At 71.1% G+C, this 18,835-nt stretch carries 20 protein-coding genes and 1 riboswitch; of the genes, 14 read left to right on the forward strand and 6 right to left on the reverse strand.

The window, feature by feature from the left end; all coding sequences use genetic code 11:
* Positions 1-48: 48 nt before the first annotated feature.
* Entirely contained in the window at positions 49-1,098 is a 1,050-nt protein-coding gene (locus tag HNQ09_RS15355) for a M42 family metallopeptidase (RefSeq protein WP_184031112.1), read from the forward strand.
* A gap of 8 nt (positions 1,099-1,106) precedes the next feature.
* Here the strand turns inward: HNQ09_RS15355 and HNQ09_RS15360 are convergent, their stop codons facing one another.
* Complete coding sequence (locus HNQ09_RS15360) at positions 1,107-2,210, reverse strand: restriction endonuclease, SacI family (RefSeq protein WP_184031115.1); 1,104 nt, start codon at positions 2,208-2,210, stop codon at positions 1,107-1,109.
* Positions 2,177-3,073: a DNA adenine methylase gene (locus HNQ09_RS15365; protein WP_221269882.1), complete on the reverse strand. Its 897-nt coding sequence runs from the start codon at positions 3,071-3,073 to the stop codon at positions 2,177-2,179. Before HNQ09_RS15365 ends, HNQ09_RS15360 begins: the two co-directional genes overlap by 34 nt.
* A gap of 159 nt (positions 3,074-3,232) precedes the next feature.
* Positions 3,233-3,421: riboswitch (FMN riboswitch) on the forward strand.
* A 44-nt stretch (positions 3,422-3,465) separates the two neighbouring features.
* On the opposite strand from HNQ09_RS15365, the gene ribD reads away from it, so the two are divergent.
* The 4 genes from ribD to HNQ09_RS15385 all read left to right on the forward strand — a co-directional run bounded on the left by ribD (position 3,466) and on the right by HNQ09_RS15385 (position 8,021).
* Positions 3,466-4,575: a bifunctional diaminohydroxyphosphoribosylaminopyrimidine deaminase/5-amino-6-(5-phosphoribosylamino)uracil reductase RibD gene (gene ribD / locus HNQ09_RS15370; protein ID WP_343057854.1), complete on the forward strand. Its 1,110-nt coding sequence runs from the start codon at positions 3,466-3,468 to the stop codon at positions 4,573-4,575.
* On the forward strand, positions 4,575-5,219 hold the full coding sequence (locus tag HNQ09_RS15375) for a riboflavin synthase (protein WP_184031121.1): 645 nt from the start codon (positions 4,575-4,577) through the stop codon (positions 5,217-5,219). Before ribD ends, HNQ09_RS15375 begins: the two co-directional genes overlap by 1 nt.
* Complete coding sequence (locus HNQ09_RS15380) at positions 5,216-6,403, forward strand: bifunctional 3,4-dihydroxy-2-butanone-4-phosphate synthase/GTP cyclohydrolase II (protein ID WP_184031124.1); 1,188 nt, start codon at positions 5,216-5,218, stop codon at positions 6,401-6,403. Before HNQ09_RS15375 ends, HNQ09_RS15380 begins: the two co-directional genes overlap by 4 nt.
* A 358-nt stretch (positions 6,404-6,761) precedes the next feature.
* A complete protein-coding gene (locus HNQ09_RS15385) occupies positions 6,762-8,021 on the forward strand; it encodes a DUF4388 domain-containing protein (RefSeq protein ID WP_184031127.1) in 1,260 nt (419 codons plus the stop codon).
* A gap of 60 nt (positions 8,022-8,081) precedes the next feature.
* On the opposite strand, the gene HNQ09_RS15390 is transcribed toward HNQ09_RS15385, so the two are convergent.
* The gene (locus HNQ09_RS15390; protein WP_184031129.1) at positions 8,082-9,599 is read right to left on the reverse strand and encodes a carboxypeptidase M32; all 1,518 of its coding nucleotides are present in this window, start codon (positions 9,597-9,599) and stop codon (positions 8,082-8,084) included.
* Positions 9,600-9,649: 50 nt separating this feature from the next.
* Here HNQ09_RS15390 and HNQ09_RS15395 point away from each other — a divergent pair, with 50 nt between their 5' ends.
* Positions 9,650-10,168 carry an RNA 2'-phosphotransferase gene (locus HNQ09_RS15395; RefSeq protein ID WP_184031131.1) on the forward strand — a complete coding sequence of 173 codons (519 nt, stop codon included), beginning with the start codon at positions 9,650-9,652 and terminating at the stop codon, positions 10,166-10,168.
* Positions 10,169-10,177: 9 nt separating this feature from the next.
* Positions 10,178-10,912 (forward strand): SIR2 family NAD-dependent protein deacylase, encoded by a 735-nt coding sequence (locus tag HNQ09_RS15400; RefSeq protein WP_184031135.1) that lies wholly within the window; start codon positions 10,178-10,180, stop codon positions 10,910-10,912.
* Here HNQ09_RS15400 and HNQ09_RS15405 read toward each other — a convergent pair.
* Positions 10,902-11,282: a hypothetical protein gene (locus HNQ09_RS15405; RefSeq protein ID WP_184031137.1), complete on the reverse strand. Its 381-nt coding sequence runs from the start codon at positions 11,280-11,282 to the stop codon at positions 10,902-10,904. The two genes, HNQ09_RS15400 and HNQ09_RS15405, sit on opposite strands and share 11 nt — an antisense overlap.
* Positions 11,283-11,480: 198 nt before the next feature.
* Between HNQ09_RS15405 and HNQ09_RS15410 the strand changes: the two genes are divergently transcribed.
* Genes HNQ09_RS15410 through HNQ09_RS15420 form a run of 3 tightly spaced genes read left to right on the forward strand, consistent with a single transcriptional unit; the run spans position 11,481 to position 13,858 of the window.
* Positions 11,481-12,935, forward strand: a complete 1,455-nt coding sequence (locus HNQ09_RS15410) for a DUF512 domain-containing protein (RefSeq protein WP_184031190.1) — start codon at positions 11,481-11,483, stop codon at positions 12,933-12,935.
* A gap of 46 nt (positions 12,936-12,981) precedes the next feature.
* The gene (gene mscL / locus HNQ09_RS15415) at positions 12,982-13,365 is read left to right on the forward strand and encodes a large conductance mechanosensitive channel protein MscL (protein WP_184031139.1); all 384 of its coding nucleotides are present in this window, start codon (positions 12,982-12,984) and stop codon (positions 13,363-13,365) included.
* 28 nt (positions 13,366-13,393) lie between these two features.
* The gene (locus HNQ09_RS15420) at positions 13,394-13,858 is read left to right on the forward strand and encodes a DinB family protein (protein ID WP_184031141.1); all 465 of its coding nucleotides are present in this window, start codon (positions 13,394-13,396) and stop codon (positions 13,856-13,858) included.
* A gap of 124 nt (positions 13,859-13,982) precedes the next feature.
* Here the strand turns inward: HNQ09_RS15420 and HNQ09_RS15425 are convergent, their stop codons facing one another.
* Positions 13,983-15,194 carry a vWA domain-containing protein gene (locus tag HNQ09_RS15425; RefSeq protein ID WP_184031142.1) on the reverse strand — a complete coding sequence of 404 codons (1,212 nt, stop codon included), beginning with the start codon at positions 15,192-15,194 and terminating at the stop codon, positions 13,983-13,985.
* A gap of 151 nt (positions 15,195-15,345) precedes the next feature.
* Here HNQ09_RS15425 and HNQ09_RS15430 point away from each other — a divergent pair, with 151 nt between their 5' ends.
* Positions 15,346-16,272, forward strand: coding sequence for a DMT family transporter (locus tag HNQ09_RS15430; protein ID WP_343057856.1), 927 nt, complete (start codon positions 15,346-15,348; stop codon positions 16,270-16,272).
* 11 nt (positions 16,273-16,283) lie between these two features.
* Here HNQ09_RS15430 and HNQ09_RS15435 read toward each other — a convergent pair whose 3' ends face one another.
* Positions 16,284-16,775 carry a hypothetical protein gene (locus HNQ09_RS15435; protein ID WP_184031144.1) on the reverse strand — a complete coding sequence of 164 codons (492 nt, stop codon included), beginning with the start codon at positions 16,773-16,775 and terminating at the stop codon, positions 16,284-16,286.
* A gap of 149 nt (positions 16,776-16,924) precedes the next feature.
* Here HNQ09_RS15435 and HNQ09_RS15440 point away from each other — a divergent pair, with 149 nt between their 5' ends.
* From HNQ09_RS15440 to HNQ09_RS15445, 3 genes are read left to right on the forward strand one after another with little or no spacing between them, the layout of a single operon-like run.
* Positions 16,925-17,569 carry a response regulator transcription factor gene (locus HNQ09_RS15440; protein ID WP_184031146.1) on the forward strand — a complete coding sequence of 215 codons (645 nt, stop codon included), beginning with the start codon at positions 16,925-16,927 and terminating at the stop codon, positions 17,567-17,569.
* Positions 17,570-17,619: 50 nt separating this feature from the next.
* Positions 17,620-17,877, forward strand: a complete 258-nt coding sequence (locus HNQ09_RS19005) for a hypothetical protein (protein WP_246363409.1) — start codon at positions 17,620-17,622, stop codon at positions 17,875-17,877.
* Positions 17,874-18,791, forward strand: a complete 918-nt coding sequence (locus HNQ09_RS15445) for a serine hydrolase (RefSeq protein WP_246363410.1) — start codon at positions 17,874-17,876, stop codon at positions 18,789-18,791. Before HNQ09_RS19005 ends, HNQ09_RS15445 begins: the two co-directional genes overlap by 4 nt.
* The last annotated feature ends 44 nt before the right edge of the window (positions 18,792-18,835 follow it).

Genomic DNA, 18,835 nt, shown 5'->3' on the forward strand with positions numbered 1-18,835 from the left:
ATGCGGCCTGCCCCAGGGGGAGGGTCAAGGGCTGGCTATGATGCCCCCATGACCGCCGCTCCGCCCGCCGCCTTTGACCTCCCCGCCACCCTCGACCTGCTGCTGCGCCTGCTGAACACCCCCAGCCCGACCGGCTTCACCGAGGGGGCCGTCCGGTTGCTGGAAGGCGAGCTGGGCGCGCTGGGCGTGCCCCACGCCCGCACCAAAAAAGGCGCCCTGACCTGGGAGGTCGCCGGCAGGGGCGTGGGCCACACCACCTTCAGCGGCCATGTGGACACCCTGGGCGCGATGGTCAAGGAGATCAAGGAGGGCGGCCGCCTGCGCCTCGCCATGCTGGGCGGCTACGACTGGGCGACCGTTGAGGGCGCATACGTCCAGGTCCACACTCAGGGGGGCGCGGTCGTCACGGGCACCGTCGTGAACACCTTCCAGAGCACCCATGTCCACGGCCCCGCCCTGCGCGAGCTGCGGCGCGAGCAGAGCGTGATGGAGGTCCGGCTCGACGCCCGCACCGCCTCTCCCAAGGAGACGCGGGCGCTGGGAATCGAGGTGGGCGACTTCGTGAGCTTCGATCCGCGCGCGGTGCTGACCGGGGCCGGGTACCTCAAGAGCCGTCACCTCGACAACAAGGCGGCGGTCGCCGTGTTTGTGGGCGTCACCCGCGCCCTGTTGGAAACGCCGCCCAGCCGCACCGTCGCCTTTCACGTCACCACCTACGAGGAGGTCGGGCACGGGGCCGCGACCGGCATCCCGCCGCACACGGACGAGCTGATCGCGGTGGACATGGCCGCCGTGGGCGAGGGGCAGACGAGCAGCGAGCATCACGTCACCCTCTGCGTGGCGGACAGCGGTGGGCCGTATGATCACGCGCTCGGGAATCGGCTGCGCGAGTCGGCGCGGCGGGCGGGGCTGGAGCTGCGGGTGGACCTCTATCCCTACTACGCTTCCGACGGCACGGCGGCCTGGCGGGCGGGCGGCGACTACCCGGTCGCCCTGATCGGCCCCGGCGTGGACGCCAGCCACGCCTACGAGCGCACCCACGTAGGCGCGCTGGAGGCCACCGCCCGGCTGATGCTGGCGCACGTGCGGGAGGAATGAGGGAAAGGTCAGCTCTCGGCGCTTCCCCGTAAGGCCAGCCACGCCGTTTTCAGCTCTGGCCGCACGGCGCTGTCGGGTTCAGCGAGCAGCAAGTCCTGGTAAGCGTTCAGGAACGTCAGGCGCTGGCGGTGAAAGAAGTGCAGGAGGTGCCGGGCGAACCTCAGGGCATCCAGCACGGCGAACTCGATCCCGGTCGCCTCGTGCAGCGTGCGGGCGTAGTCGGCCACCTCGCGCTCGATAGGGTGTGTGGTCACGAAGAGATAATTCTCTGGGGGAGCCGCTGCGGCCGCGACCTTGCGCGCCGCGTGTTGCACGTCGCCCAGCGTGACGGGCCGGGCCTTGACCTCGTAGACGGTAACGGGGCGTCCGGGGGCGGCGAGCAGTTCGACTTCGATGTCTCCCAGGGCGCCTGTGCGCGCATCGGCGGCGTTGTGGGCGCCCAGGGTGAGCGCCCGCTCGCCTGCGACGCTTCCCAGCGTGCGGTACAGCGCCGCCACCACCAGCACGGGCAAGCGGCTGGCGCGTTTGCTGCGGAGGTGCTGCTCGATCAAGGTCAGCACGTCCTCGGTGGACAGGGTGCCCGCCCCGCTGCCCGCCGAGAGGGCCGCTTCAAGCGCCGCTTCCCGCTCGTCGCGCAGGGCGAACAGTTCGGCCAGGGCCTGCGCCAGGACGTCCTGCGCCCGCACGCTGCCGGCCTCCACCCTCTCCAGCACAAAAGCGGCGTCCTGGTACACCTGCCGGGGCCGGCCCTCGAAGACCGTGGCGCTGCGCAGAGGTTCGTTCGCGTTTCTGAGCGTCGGGGTCAGGAACGCGGTGGTGGGGTTGAGCGGCAGGCGGTGGGCGTGCAGCAGGACAGCGACGTGCTGCTCGTCGTAGCTGCGGCCCGAAAAGGACCGCCCAGAGCGAATCTCGGTGTACGGCTCGGTGGCGTCCAGTTCCGGCTGGTGGGCTTTGGCCAGCGCGCAGGCGAGCACCAGCCTTGCGGGCGCGCGGTTACTCTCGCATCGCATGACCCGCCGCAACGCCGCCAGCACTTCAGGGGCGGCGAGAAAGGGGGGCCGCTCGGTCTGCGCCCGCTCTACTGCGCGAACAAGCTGTGTTCGGGGGTCCATTCTTCCGCAGTCTCGCCCGGCTTCCCGGGCGGGCGCAACGCCCCGGCGGGCAGGTCGTAGTTGACCCACAGCACCTCGGTGCGCGCGCCCTTGCTGCTGTGGATCATGCGGGTGGGCGCTTCCAGGCGGGTCCAGCCCGCGTACAGGTCTTCATACAGGCTGCTCGCGTAGCCGCTGACGGCGACCTTGCCGCGCGCGCGCACCAGCACCCCGGCCAGCGCCTCGTGCTCCTGATCGGTCATTTCGAAGCCGTAGGCCTTCGCGTCGCCGCGCGCGGCGTGGACATAGGGCGGATCGCAATAAAAGAGCGTCTCGGGGCTGTCGTAGCGCCGAATCACCTCCAGGGCAGGCGCGTTTTCGATCTGCACGCGCAGCAGCCGTTGCACGATCTCCGACAGACCCTCCACGCTGCCCAGCCAGCGTGACACGGCGCCGCCCATGCCCGCGCGGCTGGTGAGCAGGCAGTGGGCCCAGCGGCCCTCGCTGGCGGTCTGGGCCAGGCCGGTGCGCACCTGCCGCGCCCGGACGAAAAACCGCCGCGCCCGTTCGAGGTCGCTGAGGCCGTCCACGTCCTCCTGCGAGGCCAAGCGCAGCTCCTCACGTGCAAAGGGCGTCAGGCCGATGCTCTGAATCAGGGCGTCCTGCTGGTCGCGCAGCACCCGGAAGAAATTCACCACCTCGCTGTCGAGGTCGTTGTAGGTTTCGACCGGCGCCGGGGGGCGGTTGAGCAACACTGCCGCCGAACCGCCGAACGGCTCGCAGTAATGGGTCGCGGAAGGCAGCAGCGGCAGTAGCCAGCCCAGGTGGGAATACTTGCCGCCGTACCAGCCGAAGGCGATTTTTTTGGTGCCGCGTTGAGCCATGCCGCCCAGCATAGCGGCCCGCCTGATCCGGCTCCGCGCCGCCGTGCGGGGAGCGCCGGACCCACCCGGCCAGACCAACTGAAAGGGAGCACGTACTCTCGCCACCCAGCCCCGCGCTAGCATCGGCCCTGGCTCCCGTCTCCTCGCGGGACCGGGGCCGACCTCTTTCGGGGCGGGGTGAGACTCCCCACCGGCGGTGATCCAGCCCACGGCTGGTCAGCCCGCGAAGCCCGCGCAAACTGCACGACGCGCGCGGCCCGACCCGGTGCGATTCCGGGGCCGACGGTAAGGGGGACGTGACGGGCCAGGTGGCCGTCACTCCTGAAGTCCGGATGGAAGAAGGAGGCCGCCTTCCCCGCCACCCCGGCGGGCGGCGACACCGTATGTCTGGAATGAACAGTCCCGGGCCAGCCCTCAGGCCGCGCCCGGAAGACGAAGCCCCCATGCGCCTCGCGCTGGAGCAGGCCGCGCGGGGCCTGGGCCGCACCGCCCCCAACCCGCCGGTAGGGTGCGTGCTGGTGCGGGAGGGCGAGGTGATCGGGCGCGGCTTTCACCCCCGCGCGGGGGATTCCCACGCCGAGGTCTTTGCGCTGCGCGAGGCCGGAGAACGGGCACGCGGCGCCGCCGCCTACGTCACCCTGGAGCCGTGCAGCCACTTTGGTCGCACGCCGCCGTGTGCCGACGCGCTCGTCGCGGCGGGGGTCGCGCGGGTGGTGGTCGCCGCGCTCGATCCCAACCCGCAGGTCGCCGGGCGCGGCGTGCGGCGGTTGCGCGAGGCGGGGATCGAGGTCACGGTCGGCGTGGGCGAGAAAGAAGCCCTGCGCCAGCAAGCGGGCTTCCGCTCGCTGGTCACGCGCGGGCGGCCCTGGGTGATTTACAAGTACGCGATGACGCTGGACGGCAAGGTGGCGGCGCCGGGCGAGGGAGGCGGGGGGGTCACCTCCGCTGAAGCGCGGGCGCGGGTGATGCGCTGGCGCGACGAGCAAGACGCCCTGGCGGTCGGCGTGGGCACCGTACTGGCCGACGATCCCCGGCTCACCACGCGCGGGGTGCCGGGCGGCCGTGACCCCCGCCCGGTGATCTTCGACCGCCGCGCGCGCACCCCGGCGGCGGCCCGCGCCCTGCGTCCCGGCGCGGTCGTCGTCACGTCCCCGCAGGCCCAGACCGCGCCTCTGGAGGGGGCGGGCGCCGTGATCGTCCGCGCCGGAACCCTGCCGGAAGCGCTGCGCGAACTGGGCGCCCTGAACGTTTCTACCCTGCTGCTGGAGGGCGGCCCGACCCTCGCGGGCGCGGTGCTGGAAGCCGGGCTGGTGGACGAGGTGCGCGCCCTGATCGCGCCCAAACTGCTGGGCGCGGGTCTCTCCCCACTGGGCGCTCCCGTGCGCCCGATGGCGGGCGCGGCGGCGCTGCGCGGCGTCCACACCGAACCCCTCGGCCCCGACCTGTTGATCTCGGGCCTGCTCAATGACATTCCCCGCCTGAGCGCGGGAGGAGAACCCTGATGTTCACTGGAATCGTGGAACAGGTCGGCCGCGTCACGCACGCCGCCGAACAAAACGGCAACCTCACCCTCACGGTCACGCCGGGGCGGATGTGGCCCGACCTCGCGCTGGGCGAGTCCATCGCCTGCTCGGGCACCTGCCTGACCGTGACGGGGTGGGACGCGGCGGGCTTCACGGTGGACCTCAGCCGCGAGACGCTGGACAAGACGGCCCCCCACTGGCGACCGGGCGCCCGGCTCAACCTGGAGCGCGCGATGACCGCCTCGGGCCGCTTCGGCGGGCACGTGGTGAGCGGGCACGTGGACGGGACCGGCGAGATTCTGGAGGTGCGCGCGGAACCCGGCGCCTACACCATGCGCGTCCGCGCCTCCGGCCACCTCGCCCGTTATCTGGTGCCCAAGGGCAGCGTCACCGTGGACGGGGTGAGCCTCACGGTGGTGGACACGGGCGGTCCCGGCGGCAGCCGCGCGGACCTGGGGGCCGACGAGTTCACCCTCTGGCTGGTGCCGCACACCCTGGAGGTCACCACCCTGGGAGACTGGCGCCCCGGCACCGTGGTCAACCTGGAAGCCGACCAGCTGGCGAAGTATGTCGAGCGGCTGCTCCTGATGCGCGGTGTCGAGCGGGCGGAGGTGGCGCGGTGAGCCTCGCGGCCATCCCCGAATTGCTGGCCGAGCTGCGGGCCGGGCGCCCGGTGATCCTGGTGGACGACGAGGGCCGCGAGAACGAGGGCGACCTCCTGATGCCCGCCGCCACCGCCACGCCCGAGTGGATCACCTTCATGGCCCGCGAGGGCCGGGGGCTGATCTGCGTGACGCTGACGCCCGAGCGGGCCGCCGAGCTGGACCTCACGCCGATGGTCCGCTCCAGCACCGACCCCAACGGCACCGCCTTTACGGTCAGCGTGGACCATGTCAGCAACTCCACCGGGATCAGCGCGTTCGACCGCGCCGCCACCATCCGGGCGCTGGCGGACCCGGCCGCACGCGGGGCCGATTTCCGCCGTCCGGGGCACATCTTCCCGCTGGTCGCGCGGCCCGGCGGGGTGCTGCGCCGCGCCGGGCATACCGAGGCGGGCTGTGACCTCGCCCGGCTGGCGGGCTTCGGGGCCGCCGGGGTGATCTGCGAGATCATGGGCGACGACGGCGAGATGCTGCGCCTGCCCGACCTGCTCGCCTTTGGGGAAAAACACGGCCTGTTGGTCGGGTCCATCGAGGCCCTGATCGCCTACCGGCTGAAACACGATCCTTTCCTGCGGATCGTGGCCGAGGCCCGGCTGCCTACCCGGGACGGCGAGTTCCGCCTCGTGGGCTTCGAGGACACCCTCTCGGGCGCCGAGCACGTCGCGCTGGTGATGGGGGAGGTGACCCCCGAGCCGCTGCTGGTGCGGGTGCATTCCGAATGCCTGACCGGGGACGCCTTCCACTCGCTGCGCTGCGACTGCGGGCCCCAGCGCGACGCGGCGATGCGGGCCATTGCCCAGGAGGGGCGGGGCGTGCTCGTCTATCTGCGCCAGGAAGGCCGCGGCATCGGCCTGCTGAACAAGATCCGCGCCTACGCCCTGCAAGACGCCGGGGCCGACACCGTGGACGCCAACTTGCAACTGGGCTTTCCCGCCGACGCCCGCGACTTCGGCATCGGCGCGCAGATGCTGCACCTGCTGGGCGCCCGGCGGCTGCGGGTCCTCACCAACAACCCCCGCAAGCTGCACAGCCTCAGCGGCTTCGGGCTGGAAGTCGCCGAGCGGGTGGCGCTGCACGTCGGCCAGAACCCCCACAACGCGGGCTATCTGGCGACCAAGGGCGCGCGGCTGGGGCACTTGCGCTGAGCCGGGTCCGGGTCTTTTCCCCTCCTCCCCCCGCCCGGCGGTGACAAACCCGTGACAACCCCCGCCGCTCCGGCCCGCCGAGGGGCACGGGGGGGCCTCGGGGGCACTCCGGCCGCCCCGGCAGGGCGGGGGGGGGGAACCGGGCTGGCCTCCGTGCTGCCGGGCGGATTTGGCCGCGTGAGCCTGAAGCGCTGTCCGGGTGGCCGGGGGACCGGCGGGGGCTGGCCGGGAGGGTGACCCGCCGCCGGGCTGTGACGGAGCGGTGATGGGGGCTGCCCTAACGTGGAGCCGTTCCACCGGGGAGGCCGAGGCCTCGCCGCGGGACAGACGGCGGCCCACCCGGGCAAAGGAGACAGCCATGACTGCCACAACCCGCGCTGTCTCCCTGCTGCTGATCGGTGACCAGGACGCGCTGGTCGCGGGCAGCCTGCGCCGTCACGTTCCGGCGGCCGGGGACTGGGCCGTGCGGGCCTTTCCCGACGCGTCGGCGGCCCTGCGCGAGGCGCCGGACCTGATGCCGGACCTCGCGGTGCTGAGCTGTACGGGCGCGGCCGACACCCTGTGCGAGGCCGCGCTCGCCCTGCTCGATCATGCCAAGCGGCACTGGCCCCACACCTCGTTCGTGGTCGTCAAGGCCGGGCACGTCACCAACCTGCCGGAGGTGTTCGGGCGCTACGGGGTCATGCCGGTCGTGGACCGCGCCGAGACCCTGGCGGTGGCCCAGACCATCGAGCGGGAGATCAGCACGCTGAGCCGCGGCTCGGTGCAGGGCGTGTCCCTGCCGGGTTTTCTCCAGATGATGGAGTGGGACCGCAAGAGCCTGTCGGTGCGGGTGGAGGCGGCAGCCGGCTGGGGACGGCTGCACCTGCTGGACGGCCGTCTGGTGGACGCCTACGCGCACCCCGGCGACCTGACCGGGGAGGCGGCCGCCCTGCGGATCATGACCTGGGGGGACGTGTCGCTGCGGCTGGAACGCTCCTACCACAACGGCCGGGGCAACGAGTTGCCGCCCCTGACCTCGCTGCTGATGGAAGCGATGCGCCGCAAGGACGAGGCGGAGCGCGCGCCCGACCCGGCGGGCGACCTGCTGCTGGACGACCCGGAGGAAACCGTGTTCAGGAGGCCGAAAAGCTCGACCGCCCACCTCAAGAAACCGCCCGGCGGCGGCGACGGTCCGCCCCCCGAACCCACCCTCCCCCCGCCGGGCGCCGACCTGGCCCCCGCCCCCACCCCTGCTCTCAGGCAAGAGGAGATCAACATGGCAAACGTCAAAGAAACCCTGGTCAGCGTGATGAACATCGACGGCGCGAACGCCGCCGCCCTGGTCGACTACGGCAGCGGCATGGCGCTGGGCACCATGGGCGTGGGGGTGGACCTCGAGGTCGCCGCCGCCGGAAACTCCGACGTGGTGCGGGCCAAGCTCCGCACGATGGAGGCGCTGGGCATCGAGGGCCAGATCGAGGACATCCTGATCACCCTGCAAGATCAGTACCACGTGATCTACCTGATCCGCGACCAGGGCCTTTTCCTGTATCTCGTGCTGGACAAGGAAAAAGCCAACCTGGCGATGGCCCGCTACAAGCTGCGCTCGCTCGCCAAGGACATCTCGATCGCCTGATCGGGGCAACGGCAGCGGGCGGCGGGCAGTCATGCTCCGCTGCCCGCTCTCCTGCGGTCCTTACAGCGTCACGCCGTACAGCGCCCCGTACTTCTCCCGCAGGTACTTCAGGTACGGCTCCACTGTCATGCCCTGCCCGGTCGCCTGCTCCAGCAACTCGTTCGGCGTGTAGCGGCGGCCGGGCGCGTACACGTTCTCGCGCAGCCAGCCGTGCAGCCGCCCGAAGTCGGCGCGGGCGATGTCGCCTTCCAGACCGGGGTTGGCCCGCTCGGCGGCGGCGTAGAACTGGGCGCTCAGCACGTTCCCCAGCGTGTAGCCTTGAAAGGCCCCGCCGATGCTCCCGAAGTACCAGTGCACGTCCTGCAAGACGCCGTTCACGTCGCTCTCGGCCCGCAGGCCCAGGTTCGTCTCGTAGGCGGCATGCCAGGCGTCCGCGAGGTCACGCACGGCCAGCCGCCCCGACAGCAGCTCGCGCTCCAGCTCAAAGCGGGTGATGACGTGCAGGTTGTAGGTCAGCTCGTCGGCGTCGGTGCGGATCAGCGAGCGGGCGACCACGTTGGAGGCGCGGTGCATCTCCTCTTCGGTCACGTCCACGAGCTGCTCGGGGAAGGCGTCCCGGAACTTGCCGAAGTACGCTGCCCAGAACGCCCGGCTGCGCCCCACGAGGTTCTCCCACAACCTCGACTGGCTCTCGTGGACCCCGGCACTGACGCCGCCGCCCAACGGGGTGCCCAGCAACTCCTCTGCGACACCCTGCTCGTACATCGCGTGGCCCGACTCGTGCAGGGTGGAATACAGCGCTTCCGTCGGGTCGTTGTCTTTCACCCGCGTTGTAATCCGCACGTCCTGCCCGCCCAGCCGGGTCATGAAGGGGTGGTGGGTGAGGTCCTGCCGCCCCTGGGTGAAGTCGTAGCCATAGTCCCGGATCACGCTCTCCCCGAAGACGAGCTGATCTGCGCCGGGGTAGTGCCGGGCCAGAAAGTCGGTGCGGGGCGCCTCGGCCCCGGTCACGGCGTCCACCATCGGGACCAGCGCCCGCCTGAGCGCCGCGAAGACCTCGCCCACCTGCGCGGCGGTCATACCCTCGTCGGACTGGTCAATGAAGTAGTCCATCGGGTCCGCGAACTCGGGGAAGTAGCTCGCGGCTTGCAAGCTCATGTCCAGCGACTTCTCCAGGTAGGGCACCATCCGCGCGAAGTCGTTCCCCGGCCGCGCCCCAGTCCACGCCGAGTAGCTGTCGCCGCCGTGCTGACTCCACTCGGCCACGAAGGCGGCGGGAAAGCGGGTCGCTTCCTCGAACTCCTTGCGGGCCACCGCGATCATGCGCGTCTGGAGGGGGGAGAGGTCCTCCCGCCCGCTCAGCGTGTCGAGGAGCCGCCCATACGCCGGGTCGGTCGCCCGTTCGTGCCGCAGCCGCGAGAGCAGCGCCTGTTGCCGCGAGCGCCCGGCGGCGGCCCCGGCGGGCAGGTAGGTGCTCTGGTCCCAGCCCAGCAAGGAGCCGATGCCGCCCAGGTCGGCGAGTTCCTGAAACCGGGTCTGGAGTTCAGCCCAGGCTGTGTCCGTCGGGGGTGTGGTCACGGGACCAGAGTACCGCGCCGGGGCCGCCGCCCCCACAATGGGAGGCGAGCATGACCGACGAACAACTCTCCCGCCGCCTCTCCTACCTGCTGCGGCACGCGCCCGAGAAGATGAAGGTGACGCTGGAGCCGGGCGGCTGGGCACCCGTGGACGCCGTGCTGCGGACCCTGCGGGTGCCCCGGCCCCGACTGGAGCGGGTGGTCGCCGCCGACCGCAAGGGGCGCTACACCCTCCAGGGTGAGCGTATCCGCGCCAATCAGGGCCACAGCGTGGCCGTGGACCTGCGGCTGCCCCTCACCGTGCCGCCGCCGCTGCTGTACCACGGCACCCACGCGGGCGTGCTGGAGGCCATCCGCGCAGAGGGGCTGAAGCCGATGGGCCGTCACCACGTTCACCTCTCGCGCGACGAGGCCACGGCGCGGCAGGTCGGGGGGCGGCGCGGCCAGCCGGTCGTCCTGACCGTGCAGGCCGGGCAGATGTACGGGGCCGGGCATCCCTTCTACCGCAGCGAGAACGGGGTGTGGTTGGCCGAAGCGGTGCCGCCCGAGTTTCTGGAAGTTCCAGAGTAGGCTGACCCTATGACCCTGGAACAGGCCCGCGCTGCCCTCGCAGCCGCCCGCCGCGTGGCCGTCCTGACGGGCGCGGGTGCCAGCGCCGAGAGCGGCATCCCCACCTTCCGCGACGCGCAGACGGGGCACTGGGCACGCTTCCGCCCGGAAGACCTCGCCAGCCCGGACGCCTACCGCCGCGACCCGGAGACGGTCTGGGCGTGGTACGCGGGCCGTTACCGGGACGTGACCCAGGCGCAGCCCAACGAGGCCCACCACTTGCTCGCCCGGCTGGAACGGGAGAAGGGCGACGGCTTTTTCCTCGCCACCCAGAATGTGGACGGCCTGCACGCGCGGGCGGGCGGCGAACGCCTGGTGGAGTTGCACGGCAACCTGAGCACCGCACGCTGCGAGACGTGCGGGACGGTGGCGCCCCTGCCCGATCCGGAGACCTTCACGCCGCCGCCGGGTTGCCCGGTCTGCGCGGCCCCCATGCGCCCCAACATCGTCTGGTTCGGGGAGTTCCTGCCCGAGCTGGCGCTGGAGGCCGCCACCCGCGCCTTCGAGGAGGCGGACGTCGCCCTGATCGTGGGCACCAGCGGGCAGGTCTACCCGGCGGCGGGCCTCGCGCTGGAGACGCGGCGGGCGGGCGGCGTGGTGATCGAGGTCAATCCCGACGAGACGGAACTCACGCCTTACCTGACCTACAGCGTGCGGGACGTGGCCTCGCGGGGCCTCCTGGCGCTGCTGGACCCTACGGACTGACGTTCACGGTCAGCGTCTGGTTGACGCTGTGCTGCTTGTTGTCGTGGACGACCACCAGAAAGGTATGGCGCCCCGGTTCCGCATTGCTCGCGGCCTCCACCCGGAAGAAGGTGGAATCGTCGGCCCCGAGCGAGGGACCGAACGTGGTCACCCGCACGCCCCGGTCCGTGTCCGGGGAGACGCTGAGGAAATAGTCCTTGGGGTCGCCCTCATAGAGGTACTTCTTGAAATACACCGTGACATTCGTGCTCTGACCGGGCTTGAGGGTCACCGACCCCGGTGAGAGGCGCAGCGTGGCGTCCGGCAGGGGGGTATTGCCGCAGGAAGCGAGGGCCAACAGGCCAAGGGCGAGGAGCGGATTTCTGAGCATGGGGAGCCTCCTGGGCGAACGTGGGGGATGAACACGTCACAGTAGAGGAGCGGAGGTCCAGGGGTGGACGAAAGTCGGCAGGCCCTCAACCGGGACGCCTGTCACACCCGGCCCCCGCCCCCACCTGTTAAACTTCCCCGTTTGACCGGGGCCATGACGTGTCCCGCACAGGGGGATGACGTGACCGCAGCCGAGACGATGCCGCAACCGACCGAGGTGTTTCCCGCACCGATCAAAGCCGTGGAACCGGGCAGCCCCGCCGAGCGGGCGGGTGTCCGGCCCGGCGACCTGCTGATCCGGGTGAACGGGGAGAGCGTCACCGACGTGCTGGCCTACCGCCACCGCCTCTCGCAGGGGCGGGCGACGCTGGAGATCAGCCGCCCGGTGGAGCGCCCCCTGGTCCTGTCTGGCGTGCTCGGCGTGGCGCAGGACCACCACCGCCTGGAATACGATCCGGCGGCGCCGACCTTCACCTTCGCGGTGGAGTGGGAAGACCCCGGCCTCGACTTCGAGGAAGTGCTGTTCGACGGCATCAAGAAGTGCGCCAACAAGTGCGACTTCTGCTACGTGCACCAGATGCCGCGCGGCTTTCGCAAGAGCCTCTACATCATGGACGACGACTACCGCCTGTCCTTCCTGTACGGCTCCTTCGTCACGCTGACCAACCTGACCGAAGGCGACATCAACCGCATTCTGGACGAGAACCTCTCGCCGCTGTACGTGTCGGTCCACACGGCCAACCAGGACCTGCGCCAGGACCTGATGAAGTGGTGGAAGCTCAAGGTCAAGGACCCCCAGGCCGTGCAGATTCGCGGCATGATCGAGCGCCTCGAATCCATCGACCTGTACACCCAGATCGTCCTGGTGCCGGGCCGCAACGACGGTGAGCACCTCGACGACACGGTGGAGTACCTCAGCAGCCGCCCCAACGTGATCTCGGCGGCGGTCGTGCCCATCGGCCTGACCGGGCACCGCAAGAACCTGCCCGACGTGCGGACCTTCACGCGGGAGGAGGCGCAGGATACCCTCGCCCGCCTGAACCGCTGGCGGAGGCAGTTCCTGCAAGAGCGCGGCACCCGCTTCGTGTTCCCCTCCGACGAGCTGTACCTGCTGGCCGGGGAGCCGCTTCCCACCGAGGAGGAATACGAGGGCTTCCCTATGCTGGAAAACGGCGTGGGCATGATCCGCGACTTCCTGACCGAGGGGCTGCCCGAGCTGCCCGCCGCGCTGCCCGCGCCCCGCAAGGTGATCTTGGGGACAGGGCTGCTGTTCGCCGAGTCGCTCGACCGGGCGGTGGAAGCCCTGCGGCAGATCGAGGGCCTGGAGATCGAGGTTCGCGCGGTCGAGAACAAGACCTTCGGGCGCGTGACCACCGTGGCGGGCCTGCTGACCGGCCGCTGCTTCCGCCACGCGGTGAAGCCTGGCGAGGCCGACCTCCTCATCGTCCCGCCGACCACCCTGCGCTACGGCACCGAGCTGATGCTGGACGACACCAGCCTGACTGAGCTGCGGACCGAGTTCCGGATGGACGTGCGCCCTGGCGGGGCGACCCTGGGCGAACTCGCCCGCGTCATCCTCGACGGCGTGCAGAGCAGCGGCCACCAGTGGGGCATGAGCGCCCACGCGGTCAAGGAGAGCCGGGGCCAGGCGTAATCCGCGCCCGCGTTGTCAGCCTCGGCGGTGCATGGCAAGCTGGAGCATGTTGAAAGGCTTCCGGGAGTTCGTGCTGCGTGGCAACGTCGTCGATCTCGCGGTCGGTGTGGTGATCGGGGCGGCGTTCACAGGCGTGGTGACCGCCTTTTCCAATGGCTTCATCAACCCGCTCATTAAGGCAATCACTGGGGGTGGAGCCACGGTCGGCGGAACGTTCCGCGTCAACGGGGCGGTGTTCGACTACGGCGCCCTTCTCACGGCGCTGCTGAACTTCCTGATCGTGGCGGCCATCCTGTATTTCCTGGTGGTCGCGCCGCTCAACCGCCTCAACGAACGCCTCAAGCGGGGGCAAAAGGCGCCAGTCGCGGAACCCAGCCACCAGGAAAAGCTGCTGGCCGAGATCCGCGACGAGCTGCGGCGGCGCCCCTGACCGCCCCGCGCTGCCCTATCCTCTGCCTATGCCCATGAATCCCGCCGAGCTGCACGCCCGCACCTTCCTGATGCACCGGGAAGCGCTGATGGACCTCTACGCCCAGCTTCCCGAGGAGCACGGCACCTTTTCCGCCTGGGAGGGCGGCATGAGCCTGATCGGGCAGGCCGACCACCTGGCGGGCAGCAGCACCATGCTGCTGGGCATGATCGCCGGACAGGCCCCCGCGCGCCCGGCTCCCGGAGACGGCAGCGCCAGCGTGGCCGAGGTGCGCGGGCGCCTGCGCCAGACCACCGATCAGGTGGCCGCCGCCCTGCGCGCCCTGAGTCCCGAGGACCTCGCCCGCCGCGTTCCGGCCTTCGGGGGCCGCGAGATGCCCGTCGCCGCCCTGATCGATTCCCTGATCGGACACGAGGCCCACCACAAGGGCCAGATCTGGGTGATGGCGCGCATGGTGGGCATGCAGCCGCCGATGTTCGTGAAGATGGGGTAGGGCCGGGCGCCGCCCCGGGCCGGGCGAGCAGGGGAAGGCCGCCTGTCGCCAGAAAGTCAGGGAGGAGGAACGCTCATGCCCGAGCGGTCCTCCCCTGCTTGTGCTGGCCGCTGGCGACGGGCCGCTAGTTCACCAGCTTCGTCTTGTTCGTCACGAAGTCCATCAGCACGTACTGGCCGATGTTCTGCGGCGTCGTGAAGTAGGCCTTGCCGCGCGTCATCTCGGAGACGCGGCGCACGAAGCTGACAAGTTCGGGGTCGCGGGCCAGCATGAAGGTGTTGACCTGAATGCCGCTGCGGCGGCAGTTGGCGACCTCGCGCAGGGTAGCGCCCAGCACGTAGGGGTCCAGGCCGTAGGCGTTCTTGTAGATGCGGCCGTCGGGCAGTGTGAGGGCCGAGGGCTTGCCGTCGGTGATCATCACGATCTGCTTCATGTCCTTGTTCTCGCGCTTCAGCAGTTGCTGCGCGAGCCGCAGGCCGCCCGCCGTGTTGGTGTGGTACGGCCCGATCTGCGCCTGCGCGAGCTTGGCGACCGGCACCTCCTCGGCCGAGTCGTGGAACAGCACGAACTTGACCGTGTCGCCGGGGTACTGGGTGCGGATCAGGTGCGCCAGTGCCAGGGCCACCTGCTTGGCGGGCGTGAAGCGGTCCTCGCCGTACAGGATCATGGAGTGCGAGCAGTCCAGCAGCACGATGGTCGCCGCCGAGCTGTTGTATTCCGCCTGCCGGATGACGAGGTCGGATTCCTCGAGCTGGTCGAAGCCCTTGCCCATGATGTTCCCGAGGGTGGCGGTCGTGTCGAGGTTCAGCGTATCCCCGAACTCGTAGTTCTTGAGTTCGCCCGTCATCTCGACGCCGGAAGCGTACTCGCGGGTGTCGTGGGCGCCCGCGCTGGAGCGGCCCAGCCCACCCATCAGGTCGCGCAGGCTCTTGTAGCCCAGAAAGTCGATGCTCTTGTCGGTGAGCTGAAAGCGCGACTCGCCGCTCTGGCCCTGACCGCCCTGCCCCGGGTCCTCGTCGAATTCCTTGCGGATAAAGCCGTCCTGCTGAAGTTTGTCCATCAGGCGCTCGATCTGCTGGCCCAGCGGCGTCTCACGCACGTCGTCGGACTGCATGGCTTCCAGCAGCTGCTCTTCGGGAATCATGCCCCGGTCGGCCAGCGCCTCCAGAATCGCGTCGAAGAGGTCGTCCATGCTGGGGCGCGCGTTGGGGTCGGGGTCGTAGGGATCGTTCATCCCCTGGCCCAGCAGCGCTTCTTGAATCATCTGCATCAGCTCGCTGGAGTCGAGCTGATCGAGTTCGCCCTCGAATTTGCTGTACCGCGTGATGCGCGCCATACCGGTGACCTCCGTGGCCGACAGCATGGCGCCCCCGGCGGCGGGCATTTGTAACGGGTACTCAGGAGAGCAGGCTTTCCCCCGGTGCGGGCGGCGGGGCCACCGGCCGTGCCCGGCCCGGCCTCCCCCCGCGTCCCGTACAATCCTGGCCGTGTCTCCCCACGCCGTCGGCCTGCTGCTGCTCGTTCTGGTCACGGCCCTGTGGGGCAGCACCTTCGCGGTGGTCAAGGAACTCGGGGAACTGTTGGCGCCGCCCGTGCTGATCGCCTGGCGCTTTCTGATCGCCACGCTGGCCCTGCTGCCTGCGCTGCTGCTCACGCGGGGGCAGGCGGCGGCGCCCGCGCCCACCCGGCCCCTGTGGCGCGACGGCCTGATCCTGGGGGCGTGGCTGATCGCCGGATACGGCACCCAGACCATCGCGCTCCAGACGACCGGGGCCAACCGCGCCGCCTTTTTCACGGCGCTCAGCGTGGTGCTGGTGCCGCTGTGGCTCACCCTGGCCCAGCGCCGCCCGCTGCCGCTGGCCCTCTGGCTGGCGCTGCCGCTGGCGGTCGGCGGGCTGGCGCTGCTCTCCTGGGAGGGCGGGGCGCTGGTGGTCGGGGACGCCTGGGCGCTGGCCTGCGCCGTGACCTACGCGGGTTTCATCCTCGCGCTGGAACGCACCGCGAGTCGGCACGGGGCGCTGCGCTTCACCTTCGCGCAACTGCTGGCGGTCACGGCGCTCGCCTGGCTGTGGGCGCTGCTGGCCGAGCCGGGGAAGCTCTGGCCGCCCGCCGCCGCGTGGGGGCCGCTGCTGTACCTGGGCGTGGCCGCCACCGCCGTGACCACCCTGCTTCAGACGGTCGGGCAGCGCCGGGTGAGCGCCGCCGAGGCCAGCCTGATCTACGCGCTCGAACCGGTCGCCGCCGCGCTGTTCAGCTTCCTCCTCATCGGGGAGCGCATCGGCCTGCGCGGGGCGCTGGGCGGGCTGCTGGTGGTCGTCGCGACCCTGCTGGGCCAGCGCGCCGGCGAGCAGGAAGGCACCCCGCCCCACCCCGAGGTGCCGACCCCACAGGCGGCCGAAAGCGGCCAGGCCTGAAGACCCCGGTCTCAGCGCCGGTCGGGCACCAGCAGCGTGCGCAGCCCCGCGCCCGCGTCCCACACGCCCATCAGGCCGTCTTTCAGCACCGACTGGTTGACGGCCGTGTACAGCGCGGTCGGCAGGCGGGTGGAAGGATAGACCCCCGTGCGGCCCTGGGTCCCCACCCGCACCTCGATGGGAAAGCCCAGGGTCAGCGTGGCGACCAGCACCCCCCCCAGCGCCGCGCCGCCCAGGCCCCCGGCCAGCCCATGCCAGCGCCGCCCCGGCACCACCGCGCACCAGCGCCGCAGCGAGAACGCCAGCGCCGCGCCTGCGCCCACCGCCAGTCCGGCGGCCAGCAGCAGGCCCCCGGCCCCGGCCCGCCCGGCCAGCAGGTTGACCAGCAGGCACGCCGCCACCCCGCCCAGGCCCCACAGCAGTCCTGGCAGCCCGCGCCGGGCGCCCAGCGCCGTCACCACAGCCCAGACCGTTACCAGCAGCGCGTCGAACCAGGTGATCACGCCGGGCAGTCTAGAGCAGCCGCGGGCGAGGGCGCGCGCGGTTGGCCGGTCCCCCCGGCCCCGCGCCTCAAGGCGGCATAAGGCCGGGAACGCAGGCGATGGTAGGCGCGGCTGCCGTCTGCACGGCCCGCCGCACTACACTGAGCGGCATGATCCGTGTGCTGCTCGTTGACGACCACGCGCTGTTCCGTCAGGGGCTGCGGAGCCTGCTGGAGTCCGAGGGAATGCGGGTGATCGGGGAAGCCGCCAACGGGCGCGAGGCGATCCGCTACGCCGCCGACACCCACCCCGACGTGATCCTGATGGACATCCAGATGCCCGAACTCGACGGCGTCAAGGCCACCCAGAGCATCCTGGAAATCGACCCCGGTTCCAGGGTCATCATGATCACCATGTACCGCCAGGACCGCTACGTCTTCGAGGCCGTCAAGGCCGGGGCGCGCGGCTACGTCCTCAAGGACGCCGACGCGGCCACCCTGATCGACGTGATTCGCCGGGTGGCGGGCGGCGAGGTCTTGCTCGACGCCGACATGGCCCAGAACGTCCTCGACGACTTCCGCGACAAGCGAGAAGAACTGCCCAACGAGAAGCACGCCGACCTGAACGAGCGCGAGACGATGATCCTCAAGCTGCTGGCCCAGGGCTTTTCCAACCAGGACATCGCCCTGCGGCTCGACATCTCGGAGAAGACGGTCCGCAACCGCCTCTCCGAGATCTTCACCAAGCTGCAACTCAACAACCGCACCCAGGCGGCCCTCTACGCGATCCGCGAGGGCATCGCCAACCTGGACTAGCGGCGAGGCCGCAAGGGGCGCCCCCCGCCCCTTGGCCACTCCCCAACCCTATGCCCAAGACCCGCCTCCCCCCGCCTGCCGCCCGGTCCCCGGCCGCCTCGCCCCGCACCTTCCGGGCGGGGTGCCTGCGTGAATGGACCGCCGTTTCCGCCGCCGCCGACCTCGCCTACACCGAGCAGGCCTTTTCCGAGTGCCCCACCTGCCCCCACCGGGTCGAGCCGGAGGGCGCCTTGCCCTTCTGCACCCTGCGGCCGCTGGGCACCCCGCACCCCTTCGCGGCGCTGGCGGGCCTGGAGTGGCCCGAATGACGGCCCCGGCCCTCACGCCCGCAGCCTGGGCGGCCACCCTGCGCGCTCACGGGTACTCCGGCGAGGTGGGCCTGCTGGTCAGCGACCTGACCGGGCGTGAGCTGTACGCCCTGAACCCCGACCGCGTCTTTCCGGCGGCCAGCACCATCAAGGTGCCGCTGCTGGTCATGGCGCTGGAAGAAGCCCAGGCGGGCAGACTCGACCTGCGCGGGCGCGTGACGCTGCGTGCCGGGGACCGGGTGCCCGGCTCGGGCGTGCTGCACGAACTGGAAGCGGGACTGACCCTGACCTGGCAGGACGTGCTGACCCTGATGGTCATCGTGAGCGACAACACCGCCACCAACCTGTTGATCGGGCGGCTGGGTCTGGACCAGGTGGGGGGCTGGCTGGAGGCGCGCGGGCTGGGCGATACCCGGCTGGTGGGTCCCCTCCAGCTCCCGCCCGAGCGGCGCAACGCGGCCCAGCGCCGGGGCGAGCGCAACCGGACCTCGGCCCGCGATCAGGTGGCGCTGCTGGCGGCCCTGGCCCGGGGTGACCTGCTCGATCCGGGCCACACGGCACTCGCGCTCTCCATTCTGGAGCGTCAGCAACTGCGCGACCTGCTGGGGCGGCATGTGCCGCGCGGCGCGGATGGGGAACCCCTCTACCGGGTCGCCAGCAAGAGCGGCGAGCTGGGGGGCGTTCATCACGACGTGGGGGTGCTGTTCACCCCGCGCCCGCTGGTGGTGGCCCTGCTGTCCGAGGGCGGCCTCGACCCCCGCGAACATCCCGACAACCGCGACGTGGGCCTGCTGGCCGCCTGCCTGTGGCCGCTGCTGGCTGGCCTGGGAGAAGTCCTCGCCCCGGGTCCCGGCTCCCGGCCTGTTCCGGCCCCCCACCCGGCCCCCGAATTGGCCTTCCAGGGGGACATTTAACCGCTCGGTCAGGCCTAGGCTGAGCGTGCAGAGGTCTGGCGGTT

The sequence above is a fragment of the Deinococcus budaensis genome, from assembly GCF_014201885.1.
GTDB lineage: Bacteria > Deinococcota > Deinococci > Deinococcales > Deinococcaceae > Deinococcus > Deinococcus budaensis.

What these genes read in the sequence shown, in the direction of transcription:
- HNQ09_RS15355 (WP_184031112.1), top strand. Translation starts at nt 49, where the DNA reads ATGACCGCCGCTCCGCCCGCCGCCTTTGACCTCCCCGCCACCCTCGAC.
- HNQ09_RS15360 (WP_184031115.1), bottom strand. Translation starts at nt 2,210, where the DNA reads ATGGACCCCCGAACACAGCTTGTTCGCGCAGTAGAGCGGGCGCAGACC.
- HNQ09_RS15365 (WP_221269882.1), bottom strand. Translation starts at nt 3,073, where the DNA reads ATGGCTCAACGCGGCACCAAAAAAATCGCCTTCGGCTGGTACGGCGGC.
- ribD (WP_343057854.1), top strand. Translation starts at nt 3,466, where the DNA reads ATGAACAGTCCCGGGCCAGCCCTCAGGCCGCGCCCGGAAGACGAAGCC.
- HNQ09_RS15375 (WP_184031121.1), top strand. Translation starts at nt 4,575, where the DNA reads ATGTTCACTGGAATCGTGGAACAGGTCGGCCGCGTCACGCACGCCGCC.
- HNQ09_RS15385 (WP_184031127.1), top strand. Translation starts at nt 6,762, where the DNA reads ATGACTGCCACAACCCGCGCTGTCTCCCTGCTGCTGATCGGTGACCAG.
- HNQ09_RS15395 (WP_184031131.1), top strand. Translation starts at nt 9,650, where the DNA reads ATGACCGACGAACAACTCTCCCGCCGCCTCTCCTACCTGCTGCGGCAC.
- HNQ09_RS15400 (WP_184031135.1), top strand. Translation starts at nt 10,178, where the DNA reads ATGACCCTGGAACAGGCCCGCGCTGCCCTCGCAGCCGCCCGCCGCGTG.
- HNQ09_RS15405 (WP_184031137.1), bottom strand. Translation starts at nt 11,282, where the DNA reads ATGCTCAGAAATCCGCTCCTCGCCCTTGGCCTGTTGGCCCTCGCTTCC.
- HNQ09_RS15410 (WP_184031190.1), top strand. Translation starts at nt 11,481, where the DNA reads ATGCCGCAACCGACCGAGGTGTTTCCCGCACCGATCAAAGCCGTGGAA.
- mscL (WP_184031139.1), top strand. Translation starts at nt 12,982, where the DNA reads ATGTTGAAAGGCTTCCGGGAGTTCGTGCTGCGTGGCAACGTCGTCGAT.
- HNQ09_RS15420 (WP_184031141.1), top strand. Translation starts at nt 13,394, where the DNA reads ATGCCCATGAATCCCGCCGAGCTGCACGCCCGCACCTTCCTGATGCAC.
- HNQ09_RS15425 (WP_184031142.1), bottom strand. Translation starts at nt 15,194, where the DNA reads ATGGCGCGCATCACGCGGTACAGCAAATTCGAGGGCGAACTCGATCAG.
- HNQ09_RS15440 (WP_184031146.1), top strand. Translation starts at nt 16,925, where the DNA reads ATGATCCGTGTGCTGCTCGTTGACGACCACGCGCTGTTCCGTCAGGGG.
- HNQ09_RS19005 (WP_246363409.1), top strand. Translation starts at nt 17,620, where the DNA reads ATGCCCAAGACCCGCCTCCCCCCGCCTGCCGCCCGGTCCCCGGCCGCC.
- HNQ09_RS15445 (WP_246363410.1), top strand. Translation starts at nt 17,874, where the DNA reads ATGACGGCCCCGGCCCTCACGCCCGCAGCCTGGGCGGCCACCCTGCGC.